The sequence below is a fragment of the Rhodopseudomonas sp. BAL398 genome (assembly GCF_033001325.1).
GTDB lineage: Bacteria > Pseudomonadota > Alphaproteobacteria > Rhizobiales > Xanthobacteraceae > JARJEH01.
The window spans coordinates 4,511,219-4,532,429 of record NZ_CP133111.1; the positions used below are offsets into that span (position 1 = coordinate 4,511,219).

17 protein-coding genes, 1 tRNA gene and 1 pseudogene are annotated in these 21,211 nt (G+C 64.0%); 8 read left to right on the forward strand and 11 right to left on the reverse strand.

Annotation, left to right across the window (positions count from 1 at the left end):
* Nucleotides 1-176 precede the first annotated feature (176 nt).
* The 4 genes from pncB to RBJ75_RS21280 form a co-directional block, all read right to left on the reverse strand.
* Nucleotides 177-1,481, reverse strand: coding sequence for a nicotinate phosphoribosyltransferase (gene pncB / locus RBJ75_RS21265; protein WP_044418326.1), 1,305 nt, complete (start codon nucleotides 1,479-1,481; stop codon nucleotides 177-179).
* A 56-nt stretch (nucleotides 1,482-1,537) separates the two neighbouring features.
* On the reverse strand, nucleotides 1,538-2,551 hold the full coding sequence (locus RBJ75_RS21270; protein ID WP_234707535.1) for an NADP-dependent oxidoreductase: 1,014 nt from the start codon (nucleotides 2,549-2,551) through the stop codon (nucleotides 1,538-1,540).
* A gap of 332 nt (nucleotides 2,552-2,883) precedes the next feature.
* Nucleotides 2,884-4,200, reverse strand: coding sequence for a bifunctional folylpolyglutamate synthase/dihydrofolate synthase (locus tag RBJ75_RS21275; protein WP_044418310.1), 1,317 nt, complete (start codon nucleotides 4,198-4,200; stop codon nucleotides 2,884-2,886).
* Nucleotides 4,200-5,189 carry a RimK family alpha-L-glutamate ligase gene (locus tag RBJ75_RS21280; RefSeq protein ID WP_044418308.1) on the reverse strand — a complete coding sequence of 330 codons (990 nt, stop codon included), beginning with the start codon at nucleotides 5,187-5,189 and terminating at the stop codon, nucleotides 4,200-4,202. Before RBJ75_RS21280 ends, RBJ75_RS21275 begins: the two co-directional genes overlap by 1 nt.
* A 342-nt stretch (nucleotides 5,190-5,531) precedes the next feature.
* On the opposite strand from RBJ75_RS21280, the gene RBJ75_RS21285 reads away from it, so the two are divergent.
* Complete coding sequence (locus RBJ75_RS21285) at nucleotides 5,532-7,157, forward strand: FMN-binding glutamate synthase family protein (protein ID WP_044418306.1); 1,626 nt, start codon at nucleotides 5,532-5,534, stop codon at nucleotides 7,155-7,157.
* Between the two features lie 229 nt (nucleotides 7,158-7,386).
* Here the strand turns inward: RBJ75_RS21285 and RBJ75_RS21290 are convergent, their stop codons facing one another.
* Nucleotides 7,387-8,196 carry a creatininase family protein gene (locus tag RBJ75_RS21290; protein ID WP_044417437.1) on the reverse strand — a complete coding sequence of 270 codons (810 nt, stop codon included), beginning with the start codon at nucleotides 8,194-8,196 and terminating at the stop codon, nucleotides 7,387-7,389.
* A gap of 181 nt (nucleotides 8,197-8,377) precedes the next feature.
* Between RBJ75_RS21290 and RBJ75_RS21295 the strand changes: the two genes are divergently transcribed.
* The 5 genes from RBJ75_RS21295 to RBJ75_RS21315 are packed head-to-tail and all read left to right on the forward strand — an operon-like array spanning nucleotide 8,378 to nucleotide 12,841.
* A complete protein-coding gene (locus tag RBJ75_RS21295) occupies nucleotides 8,378-9,508 on the forward strand; it encodes an ABC transporter substrate-binding protein (RefSeq protein WP_044417438.1) in 1,131 nt (376 codons plus the stop codon).
* Between the two features lie 9 nt (nucleotides 9,509-9,517).
* Nucleotides 9,518-10,333: an ABC transporter ATP-binding protein gene (locus RBJ75_RS21300; RefSeq protein WP_044417439.1), complete on the forward strand. Its 816-nt coding sequence runs from the start codon at nucleotides 9,518-9,520 to the stop codon at nucleotides 10,331-10,333.
* A gap of 14 nt (nucleotides 10,334-10,347) precedes the next feature.
* Complete coding sequence (locus RBJ75_RS21305; RefSeq protein ID WP_152647878.1) at nucleotides 10,348-11,160, forward strand: ABC transporter permease; 813 nt, start codon at nucleotides 10,348-10,350, stop codon at nucleotides 11,158-11,160.
* Nucleotides 11,160-12,143 (forward strand): 2-hydroxyacid dehydrogenase, encoded by a 984-nt coding sequence (locus RBJ75_RS21310; protein WP_044417441.1) that lies wholly within the window; start codon nucleotides 11,160-11,162, stop codon nucleotides 12,141-12,143. The genes RBJ75_RS21305 and RBJ75_RS21310 overlap by 1 nt, the downstream gene beginning before the upstream one ends.
* Nucleotides 12,144-12,145: 2 nt before the next feature.
* Entirely contained in the window at nucleotides 12,146-12,841 is a 696-nt protein-coding gene (locus RBJ75_RS21315) for a protease inhibitor Inh/omp19 family protein (RefSeq protein WP_044417442.1), read from the forward strand.
* Nucleotides 12,842-13,193: 352 nt separating this feature from the next.
* Here RBJ75_RS21315 and RBJ75_RS21320 read toward each other — a convergent pair.
* Together RBJ75_RS21320 and RBJ75_RS21325 are read right to left on the reverse strand one after the other, a co-directional pair.
* A pseudogene (locus RBJ75_RS21320) lies at nucleotides 13,194-13,358 on the reverse strand (JAB domain-containing protein); the annotation flags it as partial.
* 103 nt (nucleotides 13,359-13,461) lie between these two features.
* The gene (locus RBJ75_RS21325; protein WP_044405784.1) at nucleotides 13,462-13,692 is read right to left on the reverse strand and encodes a helix-turn-helix transcriptional regulator; all 231 of its coding nucleotides are present in this window, start codon (nucleotides 13,690-13,692) and stop codon (nucleotides 13,462-13,464) included.
* Nucleotides 13,693-14,194: 502 nt separating this feature from the next.
* Between RBJ75_RS21325 and RBJ75_RS21330 the strand changes: the two genes are divergently transcribed.
* A tRNA-Leu gene (locus RBJ75_RS21330) sits at nucleotides 14,195-14,279 on the forward strand.
* A gap of 346 nt (nucleotides 14,280-14,625) precedes the next feature.
* On the opposite strand, the gene RBJ75_RS21335 is transcribed toward RBJ75_RS21330, so the two are convergent.
* Nucleotides 14,626-16,362 (reverse strand): sensor domain-containing diguanylate cyclase, encoded by a 1,737-nt coding sequence (locus RBJ75_RS21335; RefSeq protein WP_234707289.1) that lies wholly within the window; start codon nucleotides 16,360-16,362, stop codon nucleotides 14,626-14,628.
* A 528-nt stretch (nucleotides 16,363-16,890) separates the two neighbouring features.
* On the opposite strand from RBJ75_RS21335, the gene RBJ75_RS21340 reads away from it, so the two are divergent.
* Nucleotides 16,891-18,492 (forward strand): FAD-dependent monooxygenase, encoded by a 1,602-nt coding sequence (locus RBJ75_RS21340; protein ID WP_044404559.1) that lies wholly within the window; start codon nucleotides 16,891-16,893, stop codon nucleotides 18,490-18,492.
* Nucleotides 18,493-18,654: 162 nt separating this feature from the next.
* On the opposite strand, the gene yghU is transcribed toward RBJ75_RS21340, so the two are convergent.
* From yghU to RBJ75_RS21355, 3 genes are all read right to left on the reverse strand, one after another.
* The gene (yghU, locus tag RBJ75_RS21345) at nucleotides 18,655-19,530 is read right to left on the reverse strand and encodes a glutathione-dependent disulfide-bond oxidoreductase (RefSeq protein ID WP_044404556.1); all 876 of its coding nucleotides are present in this window, start codon (nucleotides 19,528-19,530) and stop codon (nucleotides 18,655-18,657) included.
* A 108-nt stretch (nucleotides 19,531-19,638) separates the two neighbouring features.
* Entirely contained in the window at nucleotides 19,639-20,271 is a 633-nt protein-coding gene (locus RBJ75_RS21350) for a glutathione S-transferase family protein (RefSeq protein ID WP_044404553.1), read from the reverse strand.
* 204 nt (nucleotides 20,272-20,475) lie between these two features.
* Complete coding sequence (locus RBJ75_RS21355; protein WP_044404551.1) at nucleotides 20,476-21,141, reverse strand: peroxiredoxin-like family protein; 666 nt, start codon at nucleotides 21,139-21,141, stop codon at nucleotides 20,476-20,478.
* Nucleotides 21,142-21,211 lie beyond the last annotated feature (70 nt).

Here is a 21,211-nt window from a genome sequence, read left to right on the forward strand (position 1 = left end):
GACGGCGCATCGCGCCGTCCGAACGCGAAGCAATCCAGGGGCCTCAAGCTCAGACTGGATTGCTTCGTCGCAAGAGCTCCTCGCAATGACGAATCCAAAGGCTTGATTCGATTGATCGCTTTTGAGTCAGACTCTCAATGCGTTCGATGCGCCGATCGCCCGGGTCGGCCACGCGCTCAGACATGCACCGCGTTGCGCACCCGACCGGCATCGCCGAACACCCGCAGATAGCGCTCGATTTCGGCGGGGCTGCCGGTGGCCTTTTCGGGATTGTCGGACAGTTTCACGGCGGGCCGGCCGTCGACCGAGGTCACCTTGCAGACGATCGAGATCGGGTCGAGATTGGTCGATCCGTCCGGCGCGCAGCCGACGAAATCATTGGTGAGGTTGGTGCCCCAGCCGAAGCTGACCCTGACCCGCCCGGCAAAGTGATGATAGGTCTGCTCGATTGAGTCGACGTCCATGCCGTCGGAAAACACCAGCAGCTTTTCCCTGGGATCCTGGCCCTTCTGCTTCCACCATTTGATGATTTCCTCGCCTGCCGCGATCGGTGGCGCGCTGTCGGGCCGAAAGCCGGTCCAGTCGGCCACCCATTTGGGCGCGTCGCGCAGGAAGGCCGTGGTGCCGAAGGCGTCGGGCAGCGCGATCAGCAGATTGCCCGCATAAGTGTGGCGCCACTGGTCGAGAATCCGATAGGGCGCCCAGCGCAATTCGGCGTCGTCATTGGCCAGCGCGGCGGCCACCATCGGCAATTCATGGGCATTGGTTCCGATCGCCTCGAGATCGCTGTCCATCGCCAGCAACACGTTGGAGGTGCCGGTGAAGGAGGCGCCGAGCCCTTCCTTGACGGCCTCGACGCACCAGCGCTGCCACAGAAAGCCGTGGCGCCGCCGTGTGCCGAAATCGGACAGCTGCAATCCGTCGAGCCGGTGCAGGCGCTCGACCTTGCTCCACAGCTTGGCCTTGGCGCGGGCATACAGAACATCGAGGGCGAAGCGGCCCTTTCCTTTGGTGGCCTGGCGCGAGCGCAATTCATTGAGGATCGCCAGCGCCGGGATTTCCCACATCGTGGTGTGGGTCCACGGCCCGTGGAAATGCAGCTCATACTGGCCGTCGACTTTTGTCAGCTCGTAGTCGGGCAGCCGGAAGCTCGCGAGCCATTTGATGAAATCCGGCGAAAACATCTGGGTCTTGCCGTAGAACGTATTGCCGGCCAGCCAGATCAGCTCCTTCTTGCTGAAGCGGATGGTGCGGGCGTGGTCGAGCTGGGCGCGCAGCTCGGTTTCGTCGATGACCTCGCCGAGCCGGACATGCCGGCTGCGGTTGATCACCGAGAAAGTGACGTGCTGATCCGGGTAGAGATCCCGGATCATCTGCAGCATCAGCAATTTGTAGAAATCGGTGTCGAGCAGGCTGCGCACGATCGGATCGAGCCGCCAGCCATGGTCGTAGGTTCGGGTCGCAATGTCGGTGATCGCCATGCGGCGACCCTATCCCGCCAGCAGCCCGTCAACCAGCCACCTTTCGGGCCAATGGCCTATAGCTTCACCATCCGCTTGCCGCGGTTCTCGCCGGCCAGCAATCCGATCAGCGCCTGCGGGGTGTTTTCCAGCCCGTCGATGACGTCCTCCTGCACCTTGAGCTTGCCGGAGCCGACCCAGGATTGCAGCTCGGTCAGCGCCTGGTCGCGCTGGTCCATGTAGTCCATCACGATGAAGCCCTGCATGATCAGCCGCTTGACCACGATCAGCCCGGGCACGCCGCGCGGGCCGGTGGCCGAGGGCACGCCGTCATATTGCGAGATCGCGCCGCAGCAGGCGATCCGGCCGCGCAGATTCATCTGCGCCAGACAGGCCTCCAGAATGTCGCCGCCGACATTGTCGAAATAGACGTCGATGCCGTTCGGCGCCGCCGCCCTGAGCGCCTTGAACACCGCGCCGTCCTTGTAGTCGACGGCGGCGTCAAAGCCGAGTTCGCGGGTCAGCCAGTCGCATTTGTCCTTGCCGCCGGCGATGCCGACGACGCGGCAGCCCTTGATCTTGGCGATCTGGCCGACGATCGAGCCGACCGATCCGGCCGCGGCGGAGACCACCACGGTCTCGCCCGCCTTCGGCTTGCCGACATCGAGCAGGCCGAAATAGGCGGTGAGGCCGGCGATGCCGTAGACGCTCAACAGATGCGTCATCGGCTCGATATTCGGCATCTTACTGAGATGCTTGGCCGGCACCGCGGCAAAGTCCTGCCAGCCGGTGTCGCCGAACACGATATCGCCCGGCTTCAGCCCCGGCGCCTTCGACGCCACCACCTCGGCGATGCCGCCGCCGGCCATCACCGTATTGGTCTCGACCGCGGCCCGATAGGTCGCGCCATGCATCCAGGCGCGGTTGGCGGCGTCGAGCGAGATGTAGCGCACGCGCAGCAGCGCCTCGCCATCCTTCGGCTCGGGGATCGGCGCGTCCGCCATCTTGAAATGTTCGGGGCCGAGCTTGCCGGTCGGCTTCTCGACCAGCAGGATCTGTCGGTTGATCTCGGGATTGGTTGCGGCGTTCACGATGCTCTCCCTGTGGCCCTGCGATGCGATCGCCGTGGCGATCGTCGCGGGCCTGTTATGGCGGCGATTGCGGCGGACGCTAGTCGGCGACATCGCGCTCCGCAACGGCAAAGTCGACGCACCGCGACCGGCGCTCAGAGCCAGACTGAAGATGATATCAAGAGAATCAAGCCTTCAAGGTGGTCATTGCGAGCCGAGGACGGCGGATCGCGCCGTCCGACGGCGAAGCAATCCAGGGACATCAAGCAAGGACTGGATTGCTTCGTCGCAAGAGCTCCTCGCAATGACGGCGTTGTAAGCCTCGTTCTATTGATCCCTTTTCAGTCACGCTCTCAGAAGAACGCCAGATCCTCGGCGCGGCCGCCGCGGGTCACGGTGGCGAATTCGATCGCCAGGAACAATCCGCCGGCGACATAGATCTTGCGGTTGAGCGATTGGGCCATTGCCAGCGCGTCGCGCGCCGCGAGGGCGACCGTGGGCGCGATATGAATATCCGCCCGCGGATTGGCGCGGTGCGCGCTATCGGCGATCGTCGCGGCATCGGCGCCCTTGTGATGCGCCGATGTGCAGATGATGCGATCGAACGACGGCGCCAGCGCGGCGACGATGGCGTCGGCGCTCTTGTCGCGCGAGACGCCGAGCACCAGGATCCAACCGTCGGCGCCGTGGATCGAAACAAGGCTCGCCAGCGCGCGGCGGATGCCGTCGGGGGTGTGGCCGACGTCAATCACGGTGAGCGGCTGCTGACGGATCGTCTCCAGCCGGCCGGGCCACTCTGCATTGCGCAGGCCGGCGCGGATCGCCGATTCGATGGCGCGGGGCGTCGCGTCGGGTCTGCTGCGTTCGAGCCACAGCAGAACCAGCGCGATCGCGATCGCGGCATTGTTGAACTGGAATGCGCCGAGCAAGTTCATCTCGATCGCCGCAAAATCCTGGCTGTCGAAACGCAGATCGAAGCACTGCCCCTGCGCGGTGCTGATCGGATTGCCGATGCTGAGCTGGTCGCCGACAAACAGCCCGACCACGTCGCGGCTGCGGTTATATTCGGTGAGGTGATCGCGCAGCGCGGCGCAGTTCTCGCCATAGACGATGACGCCGCCGGCGGCGCAGGCGTCGCTCTTGTCGGAGGCGATCAATTCGAGCGAATGGCCCAGCAGTGCGACGTGCTCATAATCCACCGAAGTCACGCAGGTCGCCAACGCGCCGATCAGCCGGGCCGGATCGTAGCGGCCGCCGATCCCGGCCTCGAACACCGCGAAATCGCATTGCGCCTCCTGGAAATACAGGCAGGCTAGCGCAAATTGCGCCTCGAAGGCGCCGAAGGATTCGCCGCGCCGTTGTGCGACATCGGCGATCGCCGCCTCGATGCGCGCCAGCAACCGCGCCAGCGTGGCGTCGTCGATCGGCGCGCCGTCGATCCGAAACCGCTCGTTGAAGCGATACAGATGCGGCGAGGTGAACAGCCCGCTGCGCAGGCCGAAGGCGCGGCCGATCGCGGCGCAGAACGCGGCGGTCGAGCCCTTGCCGTTGGAGCCGGTGACTACCACCGAGATCTCGCGCAGCCGGGCGCGGTCGATTCCCAGAACCGAGAGCAATTCCGCCAGGCGCGCCAGGCAAAGCCCTTCGCCATATTTCGGCAGGCTGAACATTACAGCAATCCCATCGCGGTGAATGTATGCCGCCAGATCGCCAGGATCAGATCGTCGCGGCCGCAATCTTCCAGAAAGCGGATCGACGGATTGGAATTGACCTCGATGACGCGGATCTGGTCCGGCCCCGGCTCCACAAAGATGTCGACCGCGCCGAGCCGCAGGCCGAGCGCGCGCACTGATGCTCTGGCGATGGCGCAGGCCTCCTGTTCGGGTTCGGGCGCCTCGAGCGCCATGGTTCCGCCAATGCTGAGATTCATCCGCCCGGGAATCTCCCATCGCGCGCCGGATGCGAGCACGACATCATGCCCGTTGGGCGCGATTGCGGCGGGCGATAGGCCACGCGCGCGCAATGCCAGATCGTGTTGCGTCAGCAATTCGTCAATGCTGCGCACCCCATCGCCGAGCAGCGCCGGCGGATATTTGCGCGCGCAATACAGGATTTCGTCGTCGATCACGAAGATCCGATATTCGTGCCCGCGGGCCAGCGGCTGGATCAGCACCGAATCATAATAGCGCGACACCGCGTCGAGATAGTCCGAAAGCGCCGCCTCGCTTTCGATCATCTGCGCGAAATCGCCGCGCGAGCCCAGCAACGGCTTGACGAAGGCGCGCCCGCCCAATGCTGCGAGATAGGCCAGGGCGTCGGCGCGCTCATGGCCCGGCGGGCGCAGCGCACGGTGGCGGGCGTGCAGAAAGAAATAGCGGCCGCCGAGGCTGGCGATGCCGGCGCGCGCCAGCACCGCATTGGCGAGATATTTGTCATTGGCCAGCGTCGCGGCGGTGGCGTTGTTCTGCGGATAGAACGAGCCGCGCCCGGCGCCGAAGCTGAGCGTCCGTGGCGGGGCGGTCACCGAGAACAACAGCCCGGTGCCGGCGTCGTGTTCGGCAAAACCCAGCCCGAAATGGGCGCAGGCATATTCGGCATAGATGGCCTGATCCGGATAGAATCCGGGCTTTCCGGCACGAAAATCGGGGAGGCGATACATCTGGTTCCGGCGGTCGCGGCGATCGGGGCTTTTGCAGCGCGGTCCGCCAGTCATTGCCGCAGCCGCGTCCCCCCGCAAGTGTTTTCCGGCGCAATGGCGCCCGAAACCGGGTCTGGCGGATCGATATCGGCCTCACGCCCGTCGCGCCGCCGGGCAATGGACCGGGCCGCGGCACGCGGTGGTCGTCGCCTTGTGATCTCGGCGTGGTCAAAATGGTGTATGGGTTTTCGCGCGGCGCTGCCGCGGTCCGGCCGAAATGATCGGATACAGCCCCGCGCCGGCGTCGCTCGCGGCGCAGACACCAGACAAGCGGGCCATCGCGCGCGCGCCCCAAGGGATTTCATGGAAACGCTTTTGCTGCCTTTCTCGCCGCGGTTCATCGCTCTGACGATCTGCGGCGTCCTCACCGTGCTGCTGCTGAGCATCGGAATCTCGGACGGCAAATTGCTCGGTCCGATATTGGTGCCGACGCTGGTGTTCGGCGCGCTGACGCTGCTCGGCATCCGCGACCTGTTGCAGAAGAACCACGCGGTGCTGCGCAACTACCCGATTTCCGCGCATCTGCGTTTTCTGCTCGAGGAAATCCGCCCGGAGATGCGGCAATATTTCTTCGAGAGCGAGAAGGACGGCATGCCGTTTAGCCGCGACACCCGCGCGGTGATCTATCAGCGCGCCAAGATGGTGCTCGACAAGCGGCCATTCGGCACCCAGGAGGATGTCTATCGCGACGGCTATGAGTGGATGCATCATTCGGTGGCGCCGCGTCCGCATGCCGAGGCGCTGTTTCGCGTGCTGATCGGCGGGCCGGATTGCGCCAAACCCTATTCGGCCTCGGTCTTCAACATTTCGGCGATGAGCTTCGGCGCGCTGAGCCCGAACGCGATCCGCGCGTTGAATGCCGGCGCCCGCAAGGGCGGCTTCGCCCATGATACCGGGGAAGGCGGCGTCAGCCCCTATCACAAGGAAAACGGCGGCGACCTGATCTGGGAAATCGGGTCAGGCTATTTCGGCTGCCGCAATCGCGACGGGTCGTTCAACCCGGAGGAATTCGCCCGCGTCGCCACCGACGACCAGATCAAGATGATCGAGCTCAAGGTCAGCCAGGGCGCCAAGCCCGGCCATGGCGGCGTGCTGCCGGCCGCGAAAGTGTCGGAAGAGATTTCGCGCATCCGCGGCGTGGCGATGGATGAGGACTGCATCTCGCCGCCCTATCACAAGGCGTTTTCGACGCCGCTGGAGATGATGGGCTTCATCGCCGAGATGCGCCGGCTGTCCGGCGGCAAGCCGACCGGCTTCAAGCTGTGCATCGGCCACACCTGGGAATTTCTGGCGATCTGCAAGGCGATGCTGGAGACCGACATCTATCCCGATTTCATCGTGGTCGACGGCAAGGAGGGCGGCACCGGGGCGGCGCCGCTGGAATTCATGGACCATCTCGGCATGCCGATGCGCGAGGGCGTCAATTTCGTGCACAACGCGCTGGTCGGCATCAATGCCCGCGACCGGGTCCGGGTCGGCGCCGCCGGCAAGATCGCCACCGCCTTCGACATGGCCCGCGCCATGTCGATCGGCGCCGATTGGTGCAATTCGGCGCGCGGCTTCATGTTCTCGCTGGGCTGCATCCAGTCGCTGAGCTGCCATACCGATCGCTGCCCGACCGGCGTGACCACGCAGGAGCCGTCGCGCTATCGCGCCTTGGTGGTGCCGGACAAGACCGAGCGGGTCTGCAATTATCACCGCGCTACGCTGGAGGCGCTGAGCGAGTTGCTCGCGGCGGCGGGGCTCGATCATCCGCAGCAGATCCGGCCGATCCATTTCTCGCAGCGGATCTCGACGACCGACGTGCGCAGCTTCGCGCGGCTGTATCCGCCGCTGCGTCCGGGCGAGCTGATCGAGGGCACCGGGGACGTGCGCTATCGCGAACCCTGGGCAATGGCGCGGGCCGACACCTTCGCCGCGGCGATGTGAGATAGGCCGGTCAAGGTTGCCTCGTCATTGCGAGCCGAGGCCGGCGCGCAGCGCCGTCCGAACGCGAAGCAATCCAGGGGCGGCAAGCGAGGACTGGATTGCTTCGTCGCAAGGGCTCCTCGCAATGACGACCTTGAATGCTTGATCTATTGATAGCCTTTTGACTCAGACGCTCACACGCTCACACGCTCAGACGCTCAGACGCTCAGACGCTCACACGCTCACACGCTCACACGCTCGGCCGGCGGCCCAGCGCGGCGAGGTCGAAGCGGTTGATGTCGCCGAGCAATTCGCAAAATGCCTGGGCGGCGTGGTCGATCAATCGCCGGCCGTTTTCGGCCGTGGCCTTCGTCGCGTCGCCGACGGCGCCGCTGGGGTTGAGATCCTCGGTCTGCCAGGCGAAGGGCGCCGGCCGATGCGCCGACAGCCAGTGAAAATCGCGCTCCATCGCGATGCTGGCGGCGCCAAACTCGGCGACGCGATCCTCGCGCACCAGCTGCGGATTCGACGCCAGCATGATCGAGGTCTCGACCGCGCCGCCATGGATGCCGTGGCGCAATTCCTCGGCGCCGATCATGCCCTCCGGGGTGCCGAATCGCCCCCAAGAGGTGGTCACCGCCAGCATGCCGTGGCGCGCGCGCAGCTCCTGCGCCACCAGACTCATCGCCGCGCTGTTGCCGCCATGGCTGGTCACCAGCACCAGCTTGCGCAGGCCGGCGCGGGCGACGCTGTCGCCGATCTCGGTCCATTGCCTCAGCGCAGTCTCGGTGCTCAGCGTCAGGGTGCCGGGGAATGAGAGATGCTCGGTGGACAAGCCGACGGGCTGCAGCGGCAGGAAACACGCCGGCACGGCGGCGGGCAGCAATTCGCCAACCCGCGCTAGATAGGCCTCGGCGATCATCACATCGGTGCCGAGCGGCAGATGCGGGCCGTGCTGCTCGGTCGCCGCCAGCGGCAGCACCGCGATCCAGCGCGCCGGGTTAACGATCTCCGGCCAGTGAATCTCGGTCCAGTTGCGGGAAGGGGGGAGGGTTGTCATCGTCAACGACGCTATCTTGCGGGAATTGGGTGCTTGCGATTGGGTGCCGCGCGGCTTGGCTAGTCACTTGGCTAGTCAGATGGATCAAATGCCTGCATTGTTTCGCCACGAACGCAACGTCGAACCCATGCCGGCCCCGCAACGGCCTATCATGCCTCTGAATGACCGACGGAGTCCAATCATGAGCCCAGGCCTTTTGCTGCGCGCGTTAACCATCGGCCTCTCCTTGACGCTGGGCGTTGCGGCGCACGCGGCCGGGCATGGCGCGGCGGAGAAGCCGGCCGTGGTGGAAAAGCCCGCCGCGCCGAAGCCGCCGCCGCCCGTTGCGACGAAGCCGCCCGCCAAGACCGGCTCCGCGGAGAAGCGCAAGGACGGGCTCGATCAGGTCACGTTCGGCACCAATTGGGTGGCCGAGCCCGAGCATGGCGGGTTCTTCCAGGCGGTGGCCGACGGCACCTACAAGACCTATGGGCTCGACGTCTCGATCGTGCCGGGCGGCCCCAATGTCAACAACCGCGCGCTGCTGATCGCCGGCAAGCTCGATTTCTTCATGAGCGCCAATACGCTGCAATCCTTCGACGCGGTCGCCAACAATGTCCCGGTGGTCGCCGTCGCGGCGATCTTCCAGAAGGACCCGCAGGTGTTCCTGGCGCATCCGGAATCCAAGGTCAGCAAGCTGCAGGATCTCAAGCCGCTGACGCTGTTCGTGTCCAAGGAAGGCATCGTCAGCTATTTTCAATGGCTCAAATCCGAATACGGATTCAGCGAGGCGAAGGTCAAGCCCTACACGTTCAACCCGCAACCCTTCCTGGTCGATCGCAACAGCGCGATGCAGGGCTATGTCAGCTCCGAGCCGTTCGTGATCGAGCAGCAGGCCCAATTCAAGCCGACCGTGCTGCTGCTCGCCGATTACGGTTTCAACGGCTATTCCACCCTGATCGAGACACGACGCGAATTGGTCGACAGCCAGCCGGACCTGGTGCAGCGCTTCGTCGATGCCTCGCTGATCGGCTGGTATCATTATTTGTATGGCGACAATGCCGCCGGCAACGCCATGATCAAGAAGCTCAATCCGGACATGACCGACGCCATGCTGGCCTATTCGGTCGGCAAGATGAAGGAATATGGCATCGTCGATTCCGGCGACACCTTGCGTGACGGCATCGGCGCGATGTCGGATGCGCGCTATGCCAGTTTCTTCGACAAGATGGTGCGCGCCGGCGTGGTGCGCCGCGACGTCGATTTCCGCAAGGCCTATACGCTGCGCTTCATCAATCAGGGCGTCGGCCTGCGATTGCGGCCGCAAGAATAGGACCGCGCGATGGCCGATCCCGCAGTTTTCGTCGAGTTCGACGGCGCGCCGGCCGGCGTCGCGGTCCGGCTGCGCGCGGTCACCAAGACCTATCCCAACGGCACCGCCGCTCTGGGCCCGCTTGACCTCGACGTGCGCCGCGGCGAATTCGTCTCGCTGCTCGGGCCGTCCGGCTGCGGCAAGTCGACGGCGCTGCGGCTGATCGCGGGCCTGAGCGCGCCGTCGTCCGGTACGGTCAATCTGTCGAGCCGGCCGGCGCAGGCGCGCGGCGACCATGCGATCGGCTTCGTGTTTCAGGAGCCGACGCTGATGCCCTGGACCAGCGTGCGCGGCAATGTCAGCCTGCCGCTGCGCTTGGCCCATGTGGCACGCGGCGATATCGCCTCGCGCGTCAGCGAGGCGCTGGCGCGGGTCGGGTTGCTCGACTTCGCCGAAGCGTTTCCGCGCGAATTGTCCGGCGGCATGAAGATGCGGGTGTCGCTGGCCCGCGCGCTGGTGACCGATCCCGACATCCTGCTGATGGACGAACCCTTCGCCGCGCTCGACGAGATCACCCGGTTTCGCCTCAACAATGATCTGCTGGCGCTGTGGCGCAAGCTGCGCAAGACCGTCATCTTCGTCACCCATTCGGTGTTCGAGTCGGTCTATCTGTCGCAGCGCGTCGTCGTGATGACGCCGCGGCCCGGAACGATTGGCGCCGAATTCCGGATCGATGCGCCACAGCCGCGCGGCGAAGAGTTCCGCACCTCGGCGGATTATGCCGCGCAATGCCGCGAGGTCTCGCATGCGCTGGCGCAGACCGCCGATAGCGTGACCAGCGCATGAGGGCGCGGCCGCGAATGCCGCCGGATGAGGCCGGCGCCCACAGCAATGGCGCGCGGCTGTTGCGCGTGCTGCTTCCTGTCATCATGTTCGCCGCCGGCGTCGCGGTGTGGGATCTGGTGGTGCGTCTCAACCAGATCCCGCCTTATGTGCTGCCCGGGCCCGGATTGGTGCTGCGCACGCTGATCGCGGATTGGCCGCTGCTGTGGGACTCGCTGCTGACGACGCTATCGACCACGCTGGAGGGGTTTTCGGTCGCGGCGCTGGGCGGCATCGCGCTGGCGCTATTGTTCAACCAATCGAAATGGCTGGAATATTCCCTGTTCCCCTATGCGGTGGTGCTGCAGGTGACGCCGGTGATCGCGATCGCGCCGCTGCTGCTGATCTATCTGCCGCAGGAGGCCGCGGTGATCGCCTGCGCGGTGATCGTGGCATTCTTTCCGGTGCTGGCCAATACCACGCTGGGGTTGAATTCGGCCGATCGCAATCTGGTCGGGCTGTTTCGGCTCTACGGCGCGTCGCGCCTGCAAACCCTGTGGCGGCTGAAGCTGCCGGCCGCGCTGCCCTATATTCTCGGCGGCTTGCGGATCGCCGGCGGGCTGTCGCTGATCGGCGCGGTGGTGGCGGAGATCGCCGCGGGCTCGGCCGGCGCCGGCTCGGGCCTGGCCTATCGCATCGCCGAGGCCGGCTACCGGCTCAACATTCCCCGGATGTTCGCCGCATTGCTGTTGCTCTCGGTCGCCGGGATTGTCATTTATGGGCTGCTGGCGCTGGTCTCGCATCTGCTGCTGCGGCGCTGGCACGAAAGCGCGCTGGGAAAGGATAATTGATGGCCGGGGGAAATGCGTCGTCGCAGGTCGAGCTGCTGATTTATGGGCCACGCAAGCCGGTGGTCGAAGCCGGCTTCACCGACGACTACGTCCTGCACAAGGTCGAGCAGCTGGCCGACCTCGAGCGGCTGCCGCCTGTGGCGTTCGAGACCATTCGCGGCATCGCGGTGACCGGCCTGGTGCCGGCGAGTTCGGCGGTACTGGCGCGATTTCCGAAGCTCGAAATCGTCTCCAGTTTCGGCGTCGGCTATGATCACGTCGATTCCGCCTGGGCGCGCGACCATGGCGTGATCGTCACCAATACGCCCGACGTGCTGACCGAGGAAGTCGCCGACACCGCGCTCGGCCTGTTGATCGCCACGCTGCGCGAATTCGTCAAGGCCGATAAATTCGTCCGCTCCGGCCTGTGGGCGACCCAGGACTATCCGCTGAGCGCGGGCTCGCTGCGCGACCGCACCGTCGGCATGGTGGGCATGGGCCGGATCGGTCAGGCGATCGGCCGACGGCTCGACGCCGCCAAGGTGCCGGTGGTGTATCATTCGCGCAATCCGGCCGCGGGCGTTGCCTACAAGCACTATCCGGATCTGATCGAGATGGCCAAGGCGGTCGATACTTTGGTGGTCATCATTCCGGGCGGCGCCGCCACCGCCAAACTGATCAACGCCGAGGTGATGGCGGCGCTCGGTCCGCGGGGCGTCATCATCAATGTGGCGCGCGGTTCGGTGATCGACGAGCCTGCTTTGATCGCGGCGCTGTCATCCGGAGCCATTCAGGCCGCCGGGCTCGACGTCTTCGCCCAGGAGCCGAAAGTGCCGGAGGAGTTGCGCACGCTGCCCAATGTGGTGCTGCTGCCGCATATCGGCTCGGCCTCGGTGGTGACGCGCAACGCGATGGATCAGCTGGTGGTCGACAATCTCGCCGCCTGGTTCGCCGGCCAGCCGCCGCTGACGCCGATTGCCGAAACGCCGGTGAAGGGGCGCTGACCATGTGGCGTCCGGGCGCTGCCAGACTGGCGTTGGTCGCGGCCTTGCTGGCGCTGGCTTCGCCGGCGCCGGCGCAGGATGCCGCCGCGCTGAAGAAGGACATGGTCGGGCAATGGGAGTTGTCGACCGCCGAGCGCAGCAAGACCTGCGTGGTGACGCTGAAGCCCGACGCTGCGCCGCAGGGGCTGAAGCTCGAGCTGGAGCCCGGCTGCGCCGCCGCGCTGCCATTCACCAAGGACATTGCTGCCTGGAACGTGAAGGGCCTCGACATCGTCCGACTGGAAGACGCCGCCGGCGCCGCGGTGATCGACTTCACCGAAGTCGAGACCGGCATTTTCGAGGGACGGCGCAGCGGCGAGGGCATCTACATCCTGCAGAACCTGGTGGCGGCGCGCTCGCTGGCCCGCTCGATGGATCAGATGATCGGTGACTGGGCGATGGTGCGCGCCTCCGGTCGCACCATCTGCGGCCTGACCCTGACCAATACCGAGACCGACGCCGAAAATTTCGAGGTCTATCTGAAGCCGAATTGCGATCAGAGCGTCACCAGCTTCGCCCCCAAGATGTGGCGGCTGGAGCGCGGCGAGGTGCTGCTGCAATCCGCCACCGGCGAGATCTGGCGATTCCAGGCCGACGACAACGCGCAGTGGCGCCTGATGCCCGACAGCGTCGATCCGCTGATCCTGGTGCGGCAGTAGTAACGACGAGTCGCTCATCATCGTCGTCATTGCCAGATCATGGTCATTGCCGGGCTTGACCCGGCAATCCATCCTCCTTGAACAAGGTCGTCGTGAAGACGGATCCGCGGGTCAAGCCGCGGATGACGCAGTACCAGACATGATGTCGTCATTGCGAGCCAAGGACGGCGCATCGCGCCGTTCGACGGCGAAGCAATCCAGGGGCGCCAGGCAAGGACTGGATTGCTTCGTCGCAAGTGCTCCTCGCAATGACGAACCTTGATGTCGGTTGCATTGATCTTTCTGAATAAGGCTTCGAGCAGCGCATCTTGCGCGCCTCCTCACCATGAGGATTGTCGCTTTGTTCAGCCGCTCAGATCAATTTCATCCCCTTCAGGCTGGCGTGGCCGTTCTTGCCGACGATGATGTGGTCATGCACCGCGATGCCGAGCGGGCCGGCAATGTCGATGATGGTCTTGGTCATCTGGATATCGGCCTGCGACGGCGTCGGATCGCCGGAGGGGTGGTTGTGGACCATACCTAGCGGTTTTCTAAGTAATTGATTTGGATGCAATAAATGGCGATACTGCAAGGAATGGTGCCGGAGACTGGGATCGGTTGATCATGCCCGACCGTGATCATCACGCCTGATCACCCCTGTGCTTGCCGAGTCCCTTGGATGCACGGCACTCCACCTTATTCTTTTCATCCCACGCATCAAGCTCGCCGAGGGGATAAAGCACGGCCTTGCCAATTTTGACGAAGGACGGGCCGAGACGCATCGCGCGCCAATTTCGAAGGGTCCCAACCGAAATACCTCCCCGATAGCGTTCAGCCACTTCGTCGGGGGTAAGGAATTTACTATCTGCCACTACGGCCTCCTTTGGCAGCACGACTTAACGCCGTGTCGCCGCGTCTTCGTTTGATCATCGCGGCAGTCTGGCGAGGCTCGCTTCGGCGCAATGTTCAAACGCGCGGGCCCGGTGCCTCACGCTTCCGCACGGACATACATGCTGCGCAATTCACCGCTGCGAAAGACGTCGAAGGCAGGTGTCGGAGAAACGGATACCATAGAGGCCACATAGGCGGGGTTGACTGCGCTGCCTCCCGTTGTCGGTGCCAGGTGGAGGGCAGGTGCTGCGCCGCTGGGTATGTAAGCGATCTCCGTCACGAGTCTGGGGGGGGGGTGGGCGCGGAAAAACAAGACAGACTCAAAAAGTGGTTTGTCTACCAATCCACAGAAATACGGGACGAGTTGAAAACGTCGTGTTTTCAGTGGGTTATGAAGGAAGGAAAAGAGGCTGACGATGTTCGGTTTTCGCTCTAGGTGCAGTATAGGTGCAGAGAGCGTCGGCTAGAATCGGCGGCAAATGTGCGGGTGTGGTGGAACTGGTAGACGCGCCGGATTCAAAATCCGGTTCCGAAAGGAGTGTCGGTTCGATTCCGACCACCCGCACCATCCTTAAAAATCAGCCTTAGAAGTTCGTTCGGATTGTATCTGATCGACCACACCGAAATGCTTGCAGCGATATGCCAGCCGCCGAAGTGCCGCCCTTCGTTCAGCGTCGGGGTCTCGCGGGGGTGCTATCGCAACCCCGTGCAGCCCAAAAGGCCTGTGTGAGACCTGCCCGCCGAAGGTGGAGGCAACACGTTCGAATCGTGTCGGGCGCGCCATTTCGATTCAAAGAGACAACTTCACGGCGGCAGTCCGAACAGCTCATCCATCTCTTGCCGCGTGTGGTCTAGATCGCGCGCGGCTCTGCGGCGGGCGCCATGCTTGGCCACGGATCGGCTTGGGTAATACGCTAGGCCACTCTTTGATCGGTCGCTCTCGTCTCGGCAACCACGATCCGGTCGCGCCCAGCGTGTTTGGCGCGATAGAGGGCTGCGTCGGCCGTCTGCAGCAGCTTGTCGAACGCGCAATGGTCGGGCGCACTCGCCAAGCCAACTGATACGGTAACTGGCCCCAACTCGCGCCCGCCGTGCTCGATGCGGATGGCTCGCACCTGCGCCAGGATCGCCTCGGCACGGCTGAGAGCCTGCTCTGGACCAAGCTCGGGCATCAGCAGCAGGAACTCCTCGCCGCCATGGCGAAAGGCGACGCCACTCTCGCGCATCGAATGCGAGAGAACCTGGCCCAAGGCGCGAAGGACGGCATCGCCGGCGTCGTGGCCGAACTCGTCGTTGAAACGCTTGAAATGATCGACGTCGATCATGAGGCAGCTGAGGGGTTGAGCGAGGCGCTGCGCTTCCTCCAGACGGAGCTTCAGCACCGTCTCCAGATGACGCCGATTGGCCAGTCCGGTGAGCGCGTCACCCATAGCCATCTCCCGCAGCGCATCACGGAGGCGCAGATTGCCGAGCGCCAGGCTGATATTCTCGGCCAGCATCTTCAGATACATTTCCGAGATTGGCGGAGAATCCGAAATATCCTGGCTAGGCTCGAAATAGAGCAGTCCGAGGGTGGCTCGTTGCGCGATGAGTGGCAGACAGATCGAGTCGATCTTCCCATGTGTGCGGTCAAGATGATCGCAGGGAACATCGAGAGAGCCGCCGGCCGGCCGGTGCAGGTCGCTGCGTTGCAGCGCCCAACACGCCGTTGGCGGAAACTCGGGTCTTGAATGAATTGGCGCGAGCCATGAGCAGGCCTCGACCAAGGCATTGCGCCTGTCATCCAGAAGATACAGGCGACCCGCAAGGGTCGGGACGATCTCAGGGACGAAGCTTTCGACGACCCCCTCCAGCGCGTGGATGGTTTCGCAGCCCTGCATCCGCTGGGTCATGCGCGACAAAAGGGACCGCATGGCGAGATCGGTGCTACGCTCCGTCTCAAGCCGTTGCCGTTCGAGGCCGTTCTCCCGGAAAATACGGATTGCCTGGGCCATGTCCCCGATCTCGTCGATCTGATCGATTTCGGGCGGCTCGACACCATAATCCTGGGCGGCGAGGCGGCTGACGACGTCGCTCAGCCGCACGACCGGGCACAGCACGCGCTGCTTGAACACGAAGTAGAGCACGCACAGGACGACGAGGGCGGTGAGAGCGAGCATCCCCTCTGAGATGGTTTTCCAGATCCGCGCGATGTTGGTCGCGGCGGTGATCTCCGCGCCGGTGCGCTGGTCAAGGCGGTACTGAAAGCGCTCGACATCGCTCTCGACGCGATCCAACTCACGGTCATATTCCGCCCCGAACAGAATCCGGCGCGCCTGGTCCTCTTCACCCCGCTCATGCGCAGCGATGGCCTGCCGCTGCTGATCCTGCAAGGTATCGGCCCACTGCATGGCGTCGGAAAGCGCGCTCAATTCATCCGCGCTCGCGCCCACCTCTTTGATACGGCGAACGCGATCCTCGACCGATTTCAAGGCCGCCGCGTCGCGGCGATAGAGGACCAGATGTATAGAATCGCCGGTGATCACATATTCGCGGGCTTGGTCGCTGAGCGCCGTCACCTCAGCAGCGATCTTTGAGGTGGCTTGGTCCAGGCTGTAGCGTTGTGCGACGGCCGCGCGCTCGTTCTCCAGAGCGTTCGACGCCAGCAGCATCGTCGCTCCAGAAGCGAGTGCCATGATGACGGTTGCCCCGTAGGCCCAGTTTGTGATCGTCGCTAAACGCATGGTGGCAATAATAGCGTCAAGAATGGTAGGAAACGTTAAGTCATCCGTGCGACCAAACGAAGGGCGCAAAGTTTACGCGTACGGCACGTTGGGAATGAACAGGCTGTGCCCATGGGTTCGCGTCTTCGAACCGGGAGCCTCGTCCGTGCGCCCATGCGCCCCACATCGCGCTGGGCGCTCCCGATTGGACCGCCCCGGCTGCTCCACCAAGCATACAGCTTGCATCGCCATGTCCCGTTGTCGATCGGTTGGGACGATGCTATTCGGGCTGTGTCGGAAAAGGCAGACTTGGTTTGGTAAGCCCAAGTCCTTTCGGTGACGAAAGCTCTGGTCTTTGGCCTCGTGCACGAGATCCCCACGACGAACGTCGGATGCCACGCAGGCGTCTAATCGTTCGTCCGTGCGGGTCTGAAGCTCAGGAACGCTCCGGTCGAACAATCGACCAAGGAGTATCCTATGCACGTCTCTCACGCCGCCCTTCATGATGTGATTATTGCCGGTGCTGGACCGGTTGGCCTGTTCCTCGCTTGTGAGCTCCGCCTGGCAGGCTGCTCAGTGCTGGTGCTGGAGCAGGCGCAAGACCCATTCTCGCCACTGAAGGCTCTGCCCTTCGGGTTGCGCGGCCTGTCGGTGCCTACGATCGAGAGCCTCGATCGCCGCGATCTGCTCGACTCCATCAAGGCTCGCGCGGTTGGTCACGACGTTCCGGCGGCTGCGCACTGGACGAAGCAAAAGCGCCGCCCGGGCGGCCATTTTGCCGGCATCCAATTCTTCCAGGATCAGGTCGACAGCACGGAATGGCCGTATCGCCTCCCCGGCGCCGTCAGCAGCATCGCGGCCGATATGGCGAGCATCGAAGCCGTTCTTACCGCGCGAGCGGCGGCGATCGGCGTAGAGATAATACGCGGCGCCAGCGTCGAAGACTTCGAGCAATCGGGCGAGGCGGTCTTCGTCCGCGCGGGCGACGAGACATATCGAGCGCGCTGGCTCGTCGGTTGCGATGGAGGGCGCAGCATAGTGCGTAAGGCGGCCGGCATCGGCTTTACCGGCACCGATCCCGAATTCACCGGCTATTCGGTGCAGATCGAACTCTACGACCCGGACACGCTCAAACCCGGTCGCCATTACACCCCGACGGGCATGTATACCTATGCGCCACCGGGCACCATCGCGATGGTCGATTTCGACGGCGGCGCCTTCCACCGGACCCAGCGCGTCACCCGCGATCACATCGAGGCCGTGCTGCGCAAGGTCTCCGGCACCCAAGTCGGAATCGCGGCTCTGGAGCTGGCTACGACCTGGACGGACCGTGCCCATCAAGCGACCGACTATCGTAAGGGTCGCGTGCTGCTCGCCGGTGATGCCGCGCACATCCATTCGCCATTGGGCGGCCAGGGGCTCAACCTCGGGCTTGGCGACGCGATGAACCTGGGCTGGAAGCTTGCCGCGACGATTCGCGGTGACGCGCCGGCCGACTTGCTCGACAGCTATATGCTGGAGCGGCACCCGGAAGGCGTGCGCATTCTCGACTGGTCGCGCGCGCAGGTCGCGCTCATGCGACCGAGCGCTAGTTCGCGCGCCCTCGAAGCCATCGTCCGCGATCTGATCGGAACACGCGATGGCGCGACCTATTTCGCCGAGCGGGTCTGGGGCGTTGGTCTTCGCTACGATCTTGGCGGCGATCATCCGGTCGTCGGCCGCAGCGCGCCTGACTTCGAATTCGTCGACGGCACGAGGTTGAACGAGCACCTTCGGCGCGGGCGTGGCTTGCTCCTGGACTTCGACGCGCGCGCATCGCGCCGGGACCTGGCCGGCAGCTGGAGCGGGCGGATGGACTATGTTGCCGGGGAACCGAGAGAGCGTCTGGGCCTGAGCGCGATGCTGGTGCGACCCGATGGGTTCGTCGCATGGGCAAGTTACATCCCGAATGACGATGAAACGCTGGCGCAGGCCGCGATACGGTGGTTTGGGCACCCGGTCCGGATTGCGGCACTCTCGCCCAGCGCGAGCAGCCCAATCATCGATCGCGTCGGGTTGATCGGTGGCGGCACAGTGTAAAGCTTGGACAGTGTCTCGTGGCCGCCGACGGGCGGCAATTCGAACCGGGTGGCGTTAGGATCGGCACAGCATCGCGAATCGGTTGTGAGCTCGGGTAGCGGATTGAACTTCGTCTTCAAACTTCATCGCGATGGAGCCTTTGATTGGATGATCCTATGGCCATCAAGGGGTGTTGATCTTGTCCTGCGTGCGCAATTCGAAGTCGCTGGCGTCGTGGCGCTCATGAAGTTGCTCGGATAGTTCACCGCTGACACGGTTCACGATCCGCCCACGCTTTACAGCGGGGCGGTCGGCAATCGCCGCCACCCAACGCTGGACGTTGGCATATTCGTGGAGCGCTAGGAATTCCGCCGCATTCCCATAGAGCCGACCTAGCGCGACGTTTCCGTACCAGCACCATGCCGCGATGTCTGCGATCGTATAGTCACCGCCGGCCAGATAGGGGGTCTCCGCCAGACGGCGATCAAGCACGTCGTATTGGCGCTTGGCCTCCATCGCAAAGCGGTCGATCGCATATTCGATCTTGGTCGGCGCATAGGCATAAAAATGGCCGAAGCCACCGCCGAGATAGGGTGCGCTGCCCATCTGCCAGAAGAGCCAGGACAAGGTCGCCGCGCGCCCGGTCGGATCGGTCGGCAGAAAGGCGCCGAACTTCTCGCCGAGATAGGTCAAGATCGCACCGGATTCGAACACGCGGATTGGCGTGGAGCCTGAACGGTCAAGCAGCGCAGGGATTTTGGAGTTAGGATTGACATCGACGAAGCCGCTTCCAAACTGATCTCCCTGCTCGATCCGGATCGGCCAAGCGTCATATTCGGCACCCTCGTGCCCCAGCGCTAGAAGCTCCTCTAGTAGAATGGACACCTTCTGGCCGTTCGGCGTGGCAAGGGAATAGAGCTGCAGCGGATGTTGGCCGATCGGCAAATCCTTGTTGTGAGTGGCGCCGGCGACGGGCCGGTTGATGGCGGCGAACTGGCCCCCATTGGGCTTATCCCAGACCCAGACCTTCCGTGGCGTGTATTCCTGCTGATCGGGCATGACGTGCTCCTTGTAAGGTGGACCTCGCCAGCGACCGCGCTGGTCGATGGTCGTCCGTCGATGGCAGTGCGAGCGACTTCGTTTCCTTTTCGGTTCGCGAATTCCCCCTTAGCTCGCGGCGAGCGCCGTGGTCTTGGAGATCGCGGTTTGAAAGGCGGGACGGCCTTCGAGTTCGGCATACCAGCGTCCGACATTCGGCGTCGCAGCGAAGTCGACCCCGGCGAAGCCGCGCTGCCACATCCAGCCGAAGTCGGCGATGTCGGCGATGCTGAGATCGTCGCCAGCGACGTACTTCTGCTTGGCGAGCAGCGCATCGAGCACGCTCATCACACGGATCGCTTCAGCCGAGAAGCGCTCGATGGCGTAAGGGATCTGCTCCGGGGCAAACTTCAGGAAGTGGGCCGCGTTGCCGAAGGCTGGGCCCACGGCGGTGCCATGAAAGAAGAGCTGCTTGAATACCCGGGCACGCGGCGCACCAGCCGTGGGTAGGAGTTTACCCGTCTTCTCGGCTAGGTAGATCATGATGGCGGCACTCTCGCTCAGTACGAGCGCGCCGCCGTCAGCGTCATGATCGACGAGAACCGGCACCTTGCCGTTGGGGTTCAACGCCCGGAAGGCTGGATCCTTTTGACCGCCGGTTCGGATGTCAACTGAGTGAAGGGTATAGTCGAGTCCCAACTCCTCAAGCGCAATGGGAACCTTGACGGAGTTCGGCGTGGCGAATGCATAGACGTCGATCATGGGATGTCCTTGCCTGGCTGAGTGGAATTCGAAGTCTGACTGACTTGAGGGGGCTCGCGACCTAGGAGGTCAGAGCACGTGCGATGGAGCAGTTTGGCGATCTGAAGCGACAGGCCCAAAGGCGCCGCATAGGCGAGCGACACGAACAGCGCTTCCGAATTGTACTGGAACCGATGGGCCAATCGAGCATGGCGCATGCCAGCCTCACCTAAGCCACGTGCGACGCGCTAACGCCGCCAGGGTTGCGGTAATGGTGGCGGGTTCGAGGCGATTGCGGAAATCGACGTCGACATAGGCAAAGGCAATTATGCCGTCGCGATCGATCACGTAAGTGGCCGGGAGCGGCAGCACCCAGCCGCCATCCCCATTGCGGTCAGGCGAAGCTTGGCCGAGCTTTGCGTAGATTAGGTGTAACTCCTCGGCGAGGTCGAACGCGATACCATACGCCTTTGCCGCCGCGGAGCCGGTGTCGCTGAGAACTGCGAATGCCAGATCGTTCCTTTCGACGGTGCTCAGCGATTGATCTGGCGTCTGCGGCGAGACAGCGATGAGCGACGCTCCCAATGCAGTGAAGTCGGGCAGAGCCTTTTGCAGCGCCCGCAGCTCGAGATTGCAGTATGGGCACCAGCCACCGCGATAGAAGCTCAACACCACTGGGCCGGCTGTGAGGGCTTCAGCGAGGCTCGTGGCGCCATCCCTGCTGTTCGGCAGGGTAAAAAGTGGGGCGCGATCGCCGGCTTTCGACGCACGATCGAGGATGCCCGAGGCGCTGAGGTTGAGATCCGCTTGCGTCATGGCAGCGGCCATCTCGGCCGGGACCTTGTGTATGAAGTCGGCGTGGAATGCAGTTAATTCGGCTTGGAGTGACATGGAGTGCTCCTCTAGCGGATGCGGATTCGGTGCTCTCGCATTCTCCGTCCGTGCCCTCGCCGTTGTTGGA